Annotated in this window: 12 protein-coding genes and 2 tRNA genes; 13 read left to right on the top strand and 1 reads right to left on the bottom strand. The window is 44.7% G+C overall.

Going from position 1 to position 14,992, the window contains the following annotated elements; all coding sequences use genetic code 11:
* The first annotated feature begins 26 nt into the window (after window positions 1-26).
* The 13 genes from ftsH to rpsO all read left to right on the top strand — a co-directional run bounded on the left by ftsH (window position 27) and on the right by rpsO (window position 12,733).
* Window positions 27-2,000 carry an ATP-dependent zinc metalloprotease FtsH gene (gene ftsH / locus C9I43_RS11275; RefSeq protein WP_181317877.1) on the top strand — a complete coding sequence of 658 codons (1,974 nt, stop codon included), beginning with the start codon at window positions 27-29 and terminating at the stop codon, window positions 1,998-2,000.
* Window positions 2,001-2,193: 193 nt separating this feature from the next.
* Window positions 2,194-3,027, top strand: a complete 834-nt coding sequence (gene folP, locus C9I43_RS11270; RefSeq protein WP_107883520.1) for a dihydropteroate synthase — start codon at window positions 2,194-2,196, stop codon at window positions 3,025-3,027.
* 80 nt (window positions 3,028-3,107) lie between these two features.
* Window positions 3,108-4,445 carry a phosphoglucosamine mutase gene (gene glmM, locus C9I43_RS11265; protein ID WP_107883519.1) on the top strand — a complete coding sequence of 446 codons (1,338 nt, stop codon included), beginning with the start codon at window positions 3,108-3,110 and terminating at the stop codon, window positions 4,443-4,445.
* 194 nt (window positions 4,446-4,639) lie between these two features.
* Window positions 4,640-5,422, top strand: a complete 783-nt coding sequence (tpiA, locus tag C9I43_RS11260) for a triose-phosphate isomerase (protein ID WP_076496412.1) — start codon at window positions 4,640-4,642, stop codon at window positions 5,420-5,422.
* Window position 5,423: 1 nt separating this feature from the next.
* Window positions 5,424-5,759 (top strand): preprotein translocase subunit SecG, encoded by a 336-nt coding sequence (gene secG, locus C9I43_RS11255; RefSeq protein ID WP_076496413.1) that lies wholly within the window; start codon window positions 5,424-5,426, stop codon window positions 5,757-5,759.
* Window positions 5,760-5,770: 11 nt separating this feature from the next.
* Window positions 5,771-5,857: transfer RNA gene (locus C9I43_RS11250), tRNA-Leu, on the top strand.
* Window positions 5,858-5,939: 82 nt separating this feature from the next.
* Window positions 5,940-6,016, top strand: a tRNA-Met gene (locus C9I43_RS11245).
* A gap of 172 nt (window positions 6,017-6,188) precedes the next feature.
* Entirely contained in the window at window positions 6,189-6,644 is a 456-nt protein-coding gene (gene rimP / locus C9I43_RS11240; RefSeq protein WP_076496414.1) for a ribosome maturation factor RimP, read from the top strand.
* Window positions 6,645-6,668: 24 nt separating this feature from the next.
* Window positions 6,669-8,168 carry a transcription termination factor NusA gene (gene nusA / locus C9I43_RS11235; RefSeq protein WP_076496415.1) on the top strand — a complete coding sequence of 500 codons (1,500 nt, stop codon included), beginning with the start codon at window positions 6,669-6,671 and terminating at the stop codon, window positions 8,166-8,168.
* 27 nt (window positions 8,169-8,195) lie between these two features.
* The gene (gene infB / locus C9I43_RS11230; protein ID WP_076496416.1) at window positions 8,196-10,838 is read left to right on the top strand and encodes a translation initiation factor IF-2; all 2,643 of its coding nucleotides are present in this window, start codon (window positions 8,196-8,198) and stop codon (window positions 10,836-10,838) included.
* A 57-nt stretch (window positions 10,839-10,895) separates the two neighbouring features.
* A complete protein-coding gene (rbfA, locus tag C9I43_RS11225) occupies window positions 10,896-11,354 on the top strand; it encodes a 30S ribosome-binding factor RbfA (RefSeq protein WP_107883518.1) in 459 nt (152 codons plus the stop codon).
* The gene (truB, locus tag C9I43_RS11220) at window positions 11,354-12,319 is read left to right on the top strand and encodes a tRNA pseudouridine(55) synthase TruB (RefSeq protein WP_107883517.1); all 966 of its coding nucleotides are present in this window, start codon (window positions 11,354-11,356) and stop codon (window positions 12,317-12,319) included. The genes rbfA and truB overlap by 1 nt, the downstream gene beginning before the upstream one ends.
* A 144-nt stretch (window positions 12,320-12,463) precedes the next feature.
* On the top strand, window positions 12,464-12,733 hold the full coding sequence (gene rpsO / locus C9I43_RS11215) for a 30S ribosomal protein S15 (RefSeq protein WP_006082713.1): 270 nt from the start codon (window positions 12,464-12,466) through the stop codon (window positions 12,731-12,733).
* 185 nt (window positions 12,734-12,918) lie between these two features.
* On the opposite strand, the gene C9I43_RS11210 is transcribed toward rpsO, so the two are convergent.
* Complete coding sequence (locus tag C9I43_RS11210; RefSeq protein WP_107883516.1) at window positions 12,919-14,964, bottom strand: putative bifunctional diguanylate cyclase/phosphodiesterase; 2,046 nt, start codon at window positions 14,962-14,964, stop codon at window positions 12,919-12,921.
* Window positions 14,965-14,992: the final 28 nt, after the last annotated feature.

Below are 14,992 nucleotides of genomic sequence, written 5' to 3'. Positions count from 1 at the left end.
TCTAGCGTTAGTAATCGCAAGACTTAATGAGGTCTAGTAATTTGAGTGACATGGCAAAAAATCTAATACTCTGGGTTGTCATCGCCGTTGTGCTGATGTCAGTGTTTCAGGGTTACTCCCCCTCTTCTTCGTCATCGCAGAAGATGGATTATTCTACCTTCTTAGATAATGTTCGTGATGGGCAGGTAGCATCGGTTGAAGTTAAAAGCGACCTACGCACTATTGAAGGTGCTAAACGCACTGGTGAAAAGTTCACTACTATCATGCCGTTATATGACCAAGATTTAATTAATGATCTTGATCGTAAGGGCATCACTATGAAGGGCCAAGAAGCCGAAGAATCTGGGTTCCTAACTCAAATTTTTATCTCTTGGTTCCCGATGTTATTGCTTATCGGGGTATGGATTTTCTTCATGCGCCAGATGCAAGGTGGTGGCGGCAAAGGGGCTATGTCCTTTGGTAAGAGCAAAGCCAAGCTGATGAGCGAAGATCAGATTAAAACCACTTTTGCTGATGTTGCTGGTTGTGATGAAGCAAAAGAAGAAGTGAAAGAACTGGTTGATTATCTGCGTGACCCAACTAAATTTCAAAAATTGGGTGGCCGGATTCCAACGGGCGTACTGATGGTGGGACCACCAGGTACCGGTAAAACCTTACTGGCAAAAGCCATTGCGGGTGAATCTAAGGTACCTTTCTTCACTATTTCGGGTTCTGATTTCGTTGAAATGTTCGTTGGTGTCGGTGCATCCCGTGTGCGTGACATGTTCGAGCAAGCGAAAAAGTCTGCACCTTGTATCATCTTTATCGATGAAATCGATGCGGTCGGTCGTCAACGTGGCGCTGGTTTAGGTGGTGGTCATGATGAACGTGAGCAAACACTGAACCAAATGCTGGTTGAGATGGATGGCTTCGAAGGTAATGAAGGCGTTATCGTTATTGCAGCAACTAACCGTCCAGACGTACTCGATTCTGCGTTATTGCGTCCAGGCCGTTTTGACCGCCAAGTGGTGGTTGGTTTACCTGATGTACGTGGTCGCGAGCAAATTTTGAAAGTACATATGCGTAAAGTACCACTTTCAGACGATGTGAAGGCGAGCGTGATTGCCCGTGGTACACCCGGTTTTTCTGGTGCTGACTTAGCTAACTTAGTCAACGAAGCGGCGCTGTTTGCGGCTCGTGGCAATCGCCGAGTTGTCGGTATGGAAGAATTTGAGCGTGCTAAAGATAAAATCATGATGGGTGCAGAGCGCCGTTCTATGGTGATGTCTGAAGCTGAAAAAGAAATGACGGCGTACCACGAAGCCGGCCATGCAATCGTAGGATGTTTAGTACCAGAGCACGATCCTGTGCATAAGGTCACTATTATTCCTCGCGGCCGTGCGCTGGGTGTGACTTTCTTCTTACCGGAAGCTGACTCAGTGAGCCAGAGCCGTCGTAAATTAGAAAGCCAAATTTCGGTCGCTTACGGCGGTCGTTTAGCGGAAGAACTGATTTACGGTAGTGATAAAGTGTCGACTGGCGCATCACAGGACATCAAATACGCGACATCAATTGCGCGTAACATGGTGACTCAGTGGGGCTTCTCGGACAAATTAGGTCCATTATTGTATGCCGAAGAAGACGGTGAAGTCTTTTTAGGTCGCAGTATGGGTAAAGCCAAAGCCATGTCCGATGAAACCGCAACCCTAATTGATGCGGAAGTAAAAGTCTTTATCGACAAAAACTACGCAAGAGCTAGGCAGATATTGACAGATAACATTGATATTCTGCACTCAATGAAAGAAGCTTTGATGAAGTATGAAACCATTGATTCACTTCAAATTGACGATTTAATGAAACGTCAAGAAGTACGTCAACCTGCCGATTGGCAAGTCGATGACAATGGTTCTAACGATAAAGGCAGCGGCCATGGTGAACCTACAGCGAAAGCTGAAGATAGTGTTACTGCAGCGCCCGTTGAGCCAGAACTGAAAGATGTTGATGAATCACCTGCTAAGTAATTGTTAGTGATACTAAAGAAAACCCCGAAAGGGGTTTTCTTGTTTTATCTTGTTCGGTATTTGACTACGCTGTCATTGAATGTATGCACCAATAGTGTTTAGTTTTTTGTCACTTTCATCTTGTCTTAAAATAGATGACGACAGCTCTGCCCATGGATAAAATCATCGATAGTGGTATTACTGGAGTACAAGTGTGTTTGAACTGATTGTTGGCACTAAACGCCTCGCGTTATCTTCGCCCATTGTAATGGGGATTCTTAATGTTACTCCCGATTCCTTTTCCGATGGAGGTCAATATTCCTCCTTTGAACTTGCCTGCCAGCATGCCGATGACATGGTGACTCAAGGCGCGGGAATGATAGATATTGGCGGCGAATCGACTAGGCCTGGCGCCGCTGAGGTGAGTCTTACTGAAGAACTTGCTCGGGTGATCCCATTAGTGAAATATGTGGCTACTCACCATGATGTGTGGATATCAATCGACACCAGCAAAGCTGAGGTGATGCGTCAAGCTGTTGCTGCAGGCGCGCACCTGATTAACGATGTGCGTGCTTTGATGGAACCTGGTGCGCTCGACGCTGCCGCAGAGTTGCAAGTCCCTATTTGTTTGATGCACATGCAGGGCGAGCCCAAAAATATGCAATCTTCACCGACTTATTATGATGTAATTGAAGAAGTTTCTAATTTTTTAAGCGGGCGGATTGAGGCTTGTTTGCAAGCAGGGATCCCTCGGGAGTTAATATTACTCGATCCAGGGTTTGGCTTTGGCAAAAGCGTAAAACATAACTATGAACTACTGGCGAAGTTAGATCGTTTTGCCAAGTTTGACTTACCCGTATTGATAGGATTATCTCGTAAGAGCATGATAGGCGACCTCTTAGCAAAACCGACCTCAGAACGTCTTGCTGGGAGTCTTGCGGGTGCGATGATTGCGGCGCAAAAGGGAGCTCATATCATTCGCGTGCATGACGTTGCTGAAACTGTGGATATGCTCAAAGTGTTACAAGCCACACAAGTGTATTTTTAAGCACCGTTATGCTCTGGTTAAGCATTTAATTAATATTATGATCCCAAATAATTGGGACACATTTCAGTTTATGGGGCGATATGAAAGAACGTAAATTTTTTGGAACCGACGGTATTCGTGGCAAGGTCGGTTCAGGTCAAATGACACCCGAACTTACGCTGAAGTTAGGTTGGGCTGCGGGGCGCGTGTTATCCCGTAATGGCACTAAAAAAGTAATAATAGGTAAAGATACTCGCATCTCTGGCTATATGTTTGAATCGGCATTGGAAGCGGGTTTTTCAGCAGCAGGTCTTAATGTTTTATTAATGGGACCGATGCCAACACCAGCTGTAGCTTATTTAACACGAACCTTTCGTGCTGAAGCAGGGGTGGTGATTAGCGCATCACATAATCCTTATTATGATAATGGTATTAAATTTTTCTCCACTGATGGTAGTAAGTTAGATGATAACTTAGAGCTAGAAATCGAAGCAGAACTTGAAAAGCCCCTCGTGTGTGTTGAGTCGCATCTATTGGGCAAGGTATCTCGTATTGAAGATGCGCGTGGCCGTTATATCGAATATTGCAAAGGCAATTTTCCTGCTGAACACACGTTAATGGGTCTGAAAATTGTGGTTGATTGTGCCCATGGTGCCACTTACCACATTGCGCCGGCAGTATTTCGTGAATTAGGTGCAGAGGTCATTGCTATTGGTGATCAACCAAACGGCATGAACATTAACGATAAAGTGGGCGCTACGTCCATGGCCAAGATTTGTGAGACTGTTCTTTCAGAAAATGCCGATCTTGGCATCGCACTCGATGGTGATGGCGACCGCATTATGATGGTCAACAGTAAAGGCGAAGTGATCGACGGTGACCAAATTCTATATATTTTAGCCTGTGATGCTAAATTACGCGGTGTATTACGCGGAGGTGTCGTTGGCACACTCATGTCAAATCTTGGCCTCGATTTAGCCTTACAAGCACTTGATGTTCCCTTTGCACGTTCAAAAGTGGGCGATCGTTATGTAATGGAACTGCTAAAAGAACTCGACTGGCGTATCGGTGGTGAGAACTCGGGGCATATTTTAAACCTCGATCACGGTACAACGGGTGATGGTATTGTTGCTGGGATTCTAGTATTAGCTGCTATGCGCCGACAGAATGCGACTTTAGATAAGCTTACCTCGGCGATGACAATGTTACCGCAGGTGCTTGTTAATGTGCGCTTTGAAGGTAGCCATAATCCACTTAATTCAGATGCGGTGAAACTTGCTCAAAAGCAAGTTGAGTCACAACTGGGTGCCCGTGGCCGTGTATTATTGCGTAAGTCTGGTACAGAACCTTTGATCCGAGTCATGGTAGAAGGGGACGATCATAGTGCAGTATTAGCCCATGCCAATTTGATTGCAGATGCCGTCAGATCCGCAAGCTAGTGCTGAAGTTTTTTGTAATGAGTGCAGTGGATACCGATTTAAAATGAAGGTGTTAGCTGCACAAATGTACAGATATCATTTTTTGAGTGTAAAAAGTAAGCACTCCAACCTGATATCTGAAAATATTCGACTTTAGCTATTGTAACTTAATAAGTGGTTCGCTATTATTCACGCCGCTTTCAAAGGAGACAGTGATGGCACTCAGACGTCCTATGGTTGCTGGCAATTGGAAAATGAACGGCAGTTCGGCACTCGCCGAAGAGTTATTCAAAAAATTTGCCTCTAAGCTCCAAAATGATTCAGCTGAAGTGGTTTTATGCCCGCCTTCTATCTATCTAGAGAGCGTTAGGCAACTGCTAGAAGCAAACAAGGAAGCGTTAGACGGTTCACTTGTTAGGATGGGCGCGCAAAATTTAAGTCAACATGACTTTGGCGCTTATACCGGAGAAGTTTCAGGTCAGATGCTAAAAGATTCAGGATGTCGATATGTGATTATCGGGCATTCAGAACGTCGCCGTATGTACGGAGAGACGAGTAATATCGTAGCGGAGAAGTTCGCCGCTGCACAAAAGCATGGCTTAACTCCGATTTTATGTGTGGGTGAATCCGGTCCAGCACGTGAAGCAAGGCGCACCTTTGAGGTGATTGCGGAAGAGTTGGATATAGTGATCCAGAAAAATGGCACTATGGCTTTTGATAACGCTATTATCGCCTATGAGCCACTTTGGGCTGTAGGAACAGGTAAAAGTGCTACACCAGAGCAGGCACAAGAAGTACATGCGTTTATTCGCAAACGCCTCTCTGAAGTATCTCCGTTTATTGGAGAAAATATCAGGATTCTCTACGGTGGTAGTGTAACACCTAGTAATGCTGCAGATTTATTTGCCCAGCCTGATGTTGATGGTGGACTGATTGGCGGTGCTAGCTTAAACTCTAGCGAGTTTTTAAGCTTATGTACCATAGCGATGAGCGCATAATATGTATGAAGTTCTAGTAGTTGTATACTTGTTGGTTGCATTAGGTCTAATCGGTCTAATATTAATTCAGCAAGGTAAGGGAGCTGATATGGGAGCCTCTTTTGGCGCCGGTGCATCAGGTACTCTGTTTGGTTCTAGCGGTTCAGGTAATTTCCTGACTCGTACTACGGCTGTTTTAGCCATTGGTTTTTTTACCTTGAGTTTGCTGATTGGCAATTTAAGTGCAAATCACACCAAAAGTGAAGATTCATGGAAAAATTTAGGTTCAGATACTGAACAGGTAACACAACCTGTTGAGCAAGCAACCGAAAAGTCAGAAACAAAAATTCCTGACTAGTAAAAGGTGTCGCCGAGGTGGCGAAATTGGTAGACGCGCAGCCTTGAGGTGGCTGTGACCTAACGGTCGTGCGGGTTCAAGTCCCGCTCTCGGCACCAAATATAACTAAGATAAAGTGATAAGTTTTTCTCTTAGTTATTGCAAGAAATGACGATAGTCAATATACTTGCACATAGTTGACGCGGGGTGGAGCAGCATGGTAGCTCGTCGGGCTCATAACCCGAAGGTCGTCGGTTCAAATCCGGCCCCCGCAACCAGCTCCTAGTAACGAATAGCATTTTGATTCGTTATGGTTTACAGGTTCTTGAAATTAATAACCTCGTCCTCACGGGGTTTTTTGTTATCTGGGACTTTTAAATTTGTCGCATACTCCGTATGTGGCGTTGTACTAGGGCTTTTAGCCCTTTTTTGTTTTTTCGGGGGTCAATCTTGGCAACATTAGAATTCAGACTGGCAGAAATGCTCAAAGTACCTGTGGAAGCATTAGGCTTTCAGCTATGGGGCATTGAATATGTTCAAGCGGGTAAGCATTCCACACTGCGAGTGTTCATTGATGGTGAAAATGGTATCAATATCGAAGATTGTGCCAGTGCAAGTCGCCAAGTCAGTGCTGTACTTGATGTTGAAGATCCTATTTCTACAGAATATACCCTAGAGGTTTCTTCGCCAGGCGTTGATAGACCCTTATTTACTGCTGAGCAGTATGCGGGTTATGTAGGCGAGGATGTAAAGCTTCAATTGACTATGCCGGTTGACGGCAGTCGTAATCTAAAAGGCGCCATCACTAAGGTTGACGGGCAAATGCTGTCACTGAAAGCGAATGGTAAAGAGTTGGTTGTCGCCCTGGATAATATCCGTAAAGGCAACTTAATCGCTAAGTTTTGAGTTTCAAGGTGAACGAGGCAAGAGATGAATAAAGAGATTCTGCTAGTCGCTGAGGCGGTTTCAAACGAAAAGGCCGTTCCTCGCGAGAAAATTTTTGAAGCGCTAGAGACTGCTCTGGCCACAGCAACCAAAAAAAAATACGAAGGTGATATTGACGTTCGTGTTGCTATCGATCGTAAGACGGGTGGCTATGAAACCTTCCGTCGTTGGATGGTGATTGATGATCATGGTGAAGCGTTGGAAAACCCTTACCGCGAAATCACATTAGAAGCGGCACGTTACGAAAACCCGGATATTCAGCCGGGTGAATTTATCGAAGACGATATTGAATCAGTGGTATTTGACCGTATTACTACTCAAACGGCTAAGCAAGTTATCGTACAAAAGGTACGTGAAGCTGAGCGCGCTCAGGTAGTGGAACAATTCCAAGACCAAGAAGGTGAGTTAATCACCGGTATCGTAAAAAAGGCGACACGTGAAAGCGTTGTAGTTGATTTAGGTAATAACGCTGATGGCGTATTATTCCGTGAAGATTTAATTTCGCGTGAATCTTTCCGTCCAGGCGATCGTGTGCGGGCATTATTGTACTCAGTACGCCCAGAAGCTCGCGGCGCACAGTTATTCTTAAGCCGTACTAAGCCTGAAATGCTGATTGAGCTTTTCCGTGTAGAAGTACCTGAAATAGCTGACGAACTGATTGAGATTATGGGCGCAGCCCGTGATCCAGGTGCTCGCGCTAAAATTGCCGTTAAGTCAAATGATCGCCGTATCGATCCTATCGGTGCATGTGTGGGTATGCGCGGTGCGCGTGTTCAAGCGGTATCAAATGAACTGGGTGGCGAGCGTGTTGATATCGTATTGTGGGATGATAATCCAGCGCAATATGTCATCAATGCTATGGCGCCAGCCGATGTGGCTTCTATCATTGTCGACGAAGATAACCATTCTATGGATATCGCCGTTGAACCAGATAGTTTGGCACAAGCCATTGGACGTAATGGCCAGAACGTACGTTTAGCGACACAACTGACAGGTTGGGTGCTGAACGTAATGACAGTGGAAGATATGAATAAGAAACACCAGGCAGAAAGCGCCAAGGTAGTTAATTTATTTGTTAATTCACTGGATGTCGATGAAGATTTTGCACAAGTGCTAGCAGATGAGGGCTTTACGTCGCTCGAAGAAGTTGCTTATGTACCTGTGTCTGAATTATTGGCGATTGATGGTTTTGACGAAGATCTCGTTGAAGCCTTACGTGAACGTGCAAAAGCGGCGATCTCAACCCGAGCTCTCGCTACTGAAGAAGCACTGGATGGTGTGGAGCCGAGTGCTGAGTTACTTGCACTTGAAGGTATTGATAGACACTTAGCCTATGTTTTTGCTAGCAAAGGTATTGTGACTCTAGAAGACTTGGCTGAACAAGGCATTGATGATTTGATCGAAATTGAAGAATTGACAGAAGCAAAAGCAGGTGAGCTCATCATGGCAGCCCGCAATATCTGTTGGTTTGGCGAAGAAGCATAAGTCGATCAACAGAGGGGGATTTAACTGATGGCAGATACGACCGTAGAGAAATTGGCCACGGAAGTGGGTAAAAGTGTTGAACGTCTGATAGAGCAATTCTCTCAGGCTGGAATCAAGAAAGACCAAGCTGATAACGTAACTGAAACTGAAAAGCAGCAGTTATTGGATTATCTGAAAAAGCAGCACGGTGGCGAAAATGCGCCAACGAAAATGACGCTGCAGCGTAAAACCGTATCGACCCTAAGTGTGGCTGGTAGTGGTGGTCAATCTAAAGATGTTAAAGTTGAAGTTCGTAAAACACGAACTTTCGTTAAGCGTGATGCTAGTGAGGCTACTCTGAAGGCTGAAGAAGAAGCGAAAGTCGAAGCAGAAGCTTTGGCAAAAGCAAAGGTTGAAGCGGAAGCTGCTGCGGCAGTAAAAGCTAAAGCTGAAGCAGATGCAAAGGCAAAAGCCGACGCAGAAGCTAAGGCGAAAGCCAAAGCGGCAGCTGAAGTGAAAGTGGCTAAAGATATGTCACCAGAAGCAGAAGCAGCTCGTCTAGAAGCTGAACGTTTAAAAGCCGCTCAAGAAGCTGCAACTAAACGTAAGCAAGATGAAGATGCAGCAAAAGCGGCTGAAACAGCTCGTCTATTGGCTGAAGAACACTCTAAGCGTTGGGCCGAAGAAGAGCGCCAACGTCTAGAAGCTGAAAAGAACGGTGATCATCATATCACGACATCTAAAGTGGCTCGTGCCGCTGAGGATACTTCTGATTTAGATGAAGAAAAGCGCGGACGTCGTGCTCGTAACAAGACGAATGCCAAGAAGCGTGGCGGCAAAGATGCTCGTGACGGCCGTGAAAAGCACATGCGTAACCGCAGTACAGCACCTGAATCTATGGCGCACGGCTTTAATAAGCCTGTGGCAGCGGTAAGTCGTGATGTGCGTATCGGTGAGACTGTGACTGTAGCTGAACTGGCACATTTAATGGCAGTAAAAGCGACTGAAATCATCAAACAAATGATGAAAATGGGTACCATGGTCACGATCAACCAAGTGTTAGATCAAGAGACTGCCCAGATGGTTGCTGAAGAAATGGGTCATAAAGTTGTACTTATTCGCGAAAACGAACTAGAGCATCAAGTGATGCAAGATCGTGACGATGAAGACGGTATCAAATTAGAGTCTCGTGCACCGGTTGTCACTATCATGGGTCACGTTGACCATGGTAAAACGTCGTTACTTGATTATATTCGCCGCGCGAAAGTGGCTGCTGGCGAAGCCGGTGGTATCACACAGCATATCGGTGCATACCATGTTGAAACTGAAAACGGCATGATCACTTTCCTTGATACTCCTGGTCACGCCGCGTTTACCGCAATGCGTGCCCGTGGTGCCAAGGCAACGGATATCGTGGTGTTAGTTGTTGCTGCCGATGACGGTGTAATGCCGCAAACTATCGAAGCAATTCAACATGCTAAAGCCGGTAACGTGCCACTAATCGTGGCTGTGAACAAGATGGATAAGCCGGAAGCGGATATCGATCGCGTTAAGAGCGAATTGTCACAACACGGTGTTATGTCTGAAGATTGGGGTGGAGACAACATGTTTGCCTTCGTTTCAGCTAAGACAGGTGAAGGCGTTGACGAACTGTTAGAAGGTATCTTACTGCAAGCTGAAGTTCTCGAACTGAAAGCGGTACGTGATGGTATGGCTGCTGGTGTGGTCATTGAATCACAATTGGATAAAGGTCGTGGCCCAGTTGCTACGATTCTGGTTCAAGAAGGTACTCTGCGCCAAGGTGATATCGTTCTTTGTGGTCTTGAGTACGGTAAAATCCGTGCAATGAAAGATGAGAACGGTCGCTCAATTACTGAAGCGGGTCCATCTATTCCGGTTGAAATTCTGGGTCTGTCAGGCGTACCGTCTGCTGGTGATGAAGCAACAGTGGTCCGTGATGAGCGTAAAGCTCGTGAAGTTGCCCTGTATCGTCAAGGCAAGTTCCGTGATGTGAAATTAGCGCGTCAGCAAAAATCTAAGCTAGAAAACATGTTTGCGAACATGACTGAAGGCGAAGTGAAAGAACTCAATATCGTTCTTAAAGCAGACGTACAAGGTTCATTAGAAGCGATTACTGACTCGTTAACAGGTTTGTCTACTGACGAAGTGAAAGTCAACATCATCGCTCGCGGTGTGGGTGCTCTTACTGAAACTGATGCAACCTTAGCGGCAGCGTCTAACGCAATTCTGGTTGGCTTTAACGTGCGTGCTGATGCACAGGCCCGTAAGACAATCGACAGCGAAAGTGTAGATTTACGCTACTACAGCGTTATTTATCACTTGATTGATGAAGTTCGTGCTGCGATGACGGGCATGTTATCACCAGAGTTCAAGCAACAGATTATTGGTCTGGCTGAAGTACGTGATGTATTTAAGTCGCCTAAACTGGGTGCTATTGCTGGTTGTATGGTTACCGAAGGCCTTATCAAGCGTAGCGCACCAATTCGCGTACTACGTGATAACGTGGTGATCTACGAAGGTGAACTTGAATCGCTGCGTCGCTTTAAAGATGATGTTGCAGAAGTTCGCAATGGTATGGAATGTGGTATTGGCGTTAAGAACTACAACGATGTTCGCGTAGGCGACCAAATCGAAGTGTTCGAAACTGTCGAGATTGCTCGTACTCTGTAATGATAAAAAGGGCGGCATTAGCCGCCCTTATCAATTTAAGCTATGGTAAGAAATATTATGGCAAAAGAATTCAGTCGTACTCGTCGAATCGCTCAACAGCTTCAGCAAGAACTTGCTCAAGTGGTACAGCGTGACATGAAAGATCCGCGTGTTGGCTTTGTTACAGTCAATGATGTCGATGTTTCACGGGACTTAAGCTACGCCAAAGTTTTTGTCACTTTCTTTGAAGAAGACAAAGACGTTGTGCAAGAAAAACTTAACGCATTAATCAGTGCAGCCCCATATATCCGTACATTAGTCGCGGGTCGTATGAAGTTGCGTGTGATGCCTGAGCTACGTTTTATCTACGATAGCTCGCTGGTTGAAGGTATGCGCATGTCTAACTTAGTTAGCCAAGTGATTAACCAAGACAAAGCGAAGCAGCAGCAATTTGGCAGCGAAGACGCATCAGTTGAAGATGAAGTCCAAGCTGACGATATTGCCGATGATGCAGATGAAACTAAAGGTAAAGATTAATGGCTCGTCGTCCAAAAGGTCGTTTTATTGATGGGATCGTACTGTTGGATAAATCCACAGGCATGAGTTCTAACTTTGCATTGCAAAGGGTAAAGCGCTTTTTTAATGCGAACAAAGCAGGGCATACGGGCGCACTCGATCCGTTAGCAACAGGCATGTTACCCGTGTGCTTAGGCGAAGGGACTAAGTTTTCTCAACATCTGTTAGATGCTGATAAACGCTATTTAGTTACTGCTAAGCTGGGTGAGCGTACTGATACCAGTGATTCCGATGGTGAAGTGGTGCAAAGCCGCGCTATTGATTTTACGCAGGAGCAGTTACTTACTGCGCTTGATTTCTTCCGTGGTGAGACTCAGCAAATCCCTTCTATGTATTCCGCGCTTAAATATCAGGGCCAGCCCCTGTATAAATATGCCCGTGAAGGCATTGAAGTGCCGCGTGAATCTCGTCCGATTACGGTATTTGAACTAAATTTTATCGGTCTTGAAGGCGATGAGCTAACCTTAGATATTCATTGTTCTAAGGGCACTTATATTCGCACTATCGTTGACGATTTAGGTGAAATGCTCGGCTGTGGTGCCCATGTCATCATGTTGCGCCGTACTCAAGTTGCACAATATCCGTATGCTAGAATGGTTACTTTAGATCAGCTTGAAGCACTTGTTGCTAAAGCACAAGAACAACAGATAGATCCGAGTGTATTACTCGATCCACTGTTATTACCCATGGATACGGCAGTGGCCGATTTCCCTGAGGTGAATGTGCCTGATGCGATTGCTCCTTACTTAATGCAAGGCCAAGCTGTGAGAGTACCAGTTAATGCAGACTTGAAAATCGATGAGCTGGTGCGTATCACCTTAGGGGATATTCGTCGTTTTGTCGGTATTGGCACTTTGAACGAAGACGGGCTACTTGCGCCGAAACGACTCATAGTGATCCATAACGAGCCTGCAGAAACGAATTAACCCGTTATCCATGAATAAATTTATTAGTTCATGGATTAGTATCCACCTTTTATTGCGCTAACGTGGGTTTCTGGGTAGAATAGCGCGCCCTCTGGCTGAGTTAGTGATCGGCTAGAGATTCATATTATTTATTTGGAGATATACATGTCACTAAGTACTGAAGTAAAAGCAAAAATTCTGGCTGATTTTGGCCGTTGCGAAAATGACACTGGTTCAACTGAAGTTCAAGTTGCCTTGTTAACTGCACAAATCAACCATTTACAAGCTCACTTCAAAGAGCACATCCATGATCATCACTCACGTCGTGGTCTGTTACGTATGGTTAGCTCACGCCGTAAGTTAACTGCTTACCTGAAGCGTACTGATGTAGCACGTTACACTGCTCTGATCCAAAAATTAGGTCTACGTCGTTAATAGCGCGTCGATTAATATAGAAAAGGAGGCTTAGCCTCCTTTTTTATTGCCTAAAACTAACGTGCAATCTACGTAAGGTTGTCACACATAATTGCATAATCGATTTTATATTTAATGTTCACGCTGCTGTCCCTGAAATCATTATACCCGTAAGGTATTTAAAAAAGAGTGCGTTAGAACTCTAACTAGCTACGGTATAAGCCGCTGACGGTTACTGTTTGGGTTGCAATGTACAAAGCTTCAAATTCCGCTTGTGGCAATGGTTGGCTAAAATAGAATCCTTGACCAATTTGACACTGATTTTCCTTTAACCAATCCAACTGTTGCTCATTTTCAATCCCTTCAGCCACAATTTTTAAATTAAGCTGTTTACCTAACATTAAAATTGTTGAAGCAATTGCGCTATCTTCTGGCAAATCGGACACGAAACAGCGGTCGATTTTCATCGTCGTAATAGGCAAATGGCGTAGGTAAGATAGTGATGAATAACCGGTGCCAAAATCATCAACAGCGATGCCAAAGCCGGCGGATTTAAGCTGTTCAAGCTTAACAATGGCTAACTCAATATCATTCATTAACGATGTTTCAGTAATCTCAATTTCTAGTAACTCAGGTTGAATTTGGTAACGCAGCGCCATCTGTTTAATATCCGGTACTAGGCTGGCATCAGCAAACTGTTGCGAGGCAACATTAATCGCAATTGGTATGGCATAGTTATATTTCTTTTGCCATTCTCGTAATACCTTACAGGTTTGTTCTATCACCCAGCGACCAATCGGAATAATGATCCCTGTTTCTTCGGCTACTGGAATAAAAGAAATTGGACTGATGAGCCGGCCGTCTTTTTGCCAGCGAATTAACGCTTCACAGCTGACAACTTTGCCAGTTTGCAAGTCAAGTTTAGGTTGGAAATATAGCAAAAACTCATTGTTTTTTAAGCCATCGTGTAATGAAGCCTCAGTGCGTAAACGTACCGCTGCACGTTCAGTCATTTGTTCTTTAAAGAAAGCCCATTGGTTGGAACCCGCGGCTTTAGCGCTATACATGGCAATATCAGCATGCCGAATAAGATCCTCTGCGGTGCTGCCATCTTCGGGGTAAATAGAGATACCAATAGAGGCTGCTGGATGAATTGCGTGTTCATTGAGTTGTATCGGAATATTAAGTTGTATCAGTAGCTTCCTAACAAAATCAGCAGCGTCATCTGGGCTATGGATCGTGTCAGCTAAAATTACAAATTCATCTCCACCTAAACGTGAAACAGTACCTTTATCGCCCACAAAACGCTCCAGCATCCGAGCAATGCGCGCGAGAAACTGATCGCCTAAGGTATGTCCCAGTGAATCGTTGATATTTTTAAAACGATCTAAATCGATAAACATCAGTGCAAAACTGCGTTTTTGTAGGCGCGAGCGTTGAATCGTGACGGCGATAGTTTCGAGTAATAATGTGCGGTTAGGCAATCCGGTGAGAGGATCTCGAGTCGCCATTTTTCGAAGTTTAGATTGGGTTTGGCTAAATTGAATCAAAATTTGGTTAAATTTTTTGGTCACTAAACCTAGCTCATCGTCTTCATGGGCATCAGATATGGGCAATAGGTTTTCGTCTGGCGAGTCAGGATCAATTTTATCAATGGCTTCACTTATACGGGCAATCGGCTGGGTCAAGAAGCGATGGAATACTACAGAAAGAACTAAAGTGAGTAATAGTGCCCGGATGAGAGTGGCAAAAAAGCTAAATTGTAACTGAGAAAAAAGACTATTAGTGAGCTCTTGGGTATCGTAAAAAACCGTTAGAGTGCCTATTAATTGCTGTTTTTGAGTCCCTTCAAAATAAAAAGGGCGGTAAAGAGGACGAGAAATCTCTTTCAGGTTATTAAATAGTTTATTGCCGATACTGGTGAAGGTGAGAGAGTCATTTTTTTTGTTATTACTGACGGAAACAAACATCGACCCGTCATCAAGCTCAATTACTGCTGAGCTTACATGCTCAACTTTTATGGCTCCTTCTAGGGTTTGGCGCGCTAAATTATCATCCAAAGCCCAAACGGCATTCGCAGCGGGTTGTTCTACTGAATTTAAAAGCTCTTGCTGAGTCGTCGTGAGTTGTTGTTTAGTCGAAACGACGACGAGGGCTATTTCAATAATAAAAATGACAATAGCAAAAAATAAGGCTGTAAAAACAACTAGATTAGTTTGTTTCCAGGTCAACGATTTAAAACGACTTGTCATTAAGCTAGCCCTTTATTATTTTCGCCGT

The sequence above is a fragment of the Shewanella morhuae genome (assembly GCF_003028295.1).
GTDB classification, from domain to species: Bacteria; Pseudomonadota; Gammaproteobacteria; order Enterobacterales; family Shewanellaceae; genus Shewanella; species Shewanella morhuae.
The sequence above is the reverse complement of the archived record's forward strand: the minus strand, read 5'-3'. Positions and strand labels throughout refer to the sequence as shown.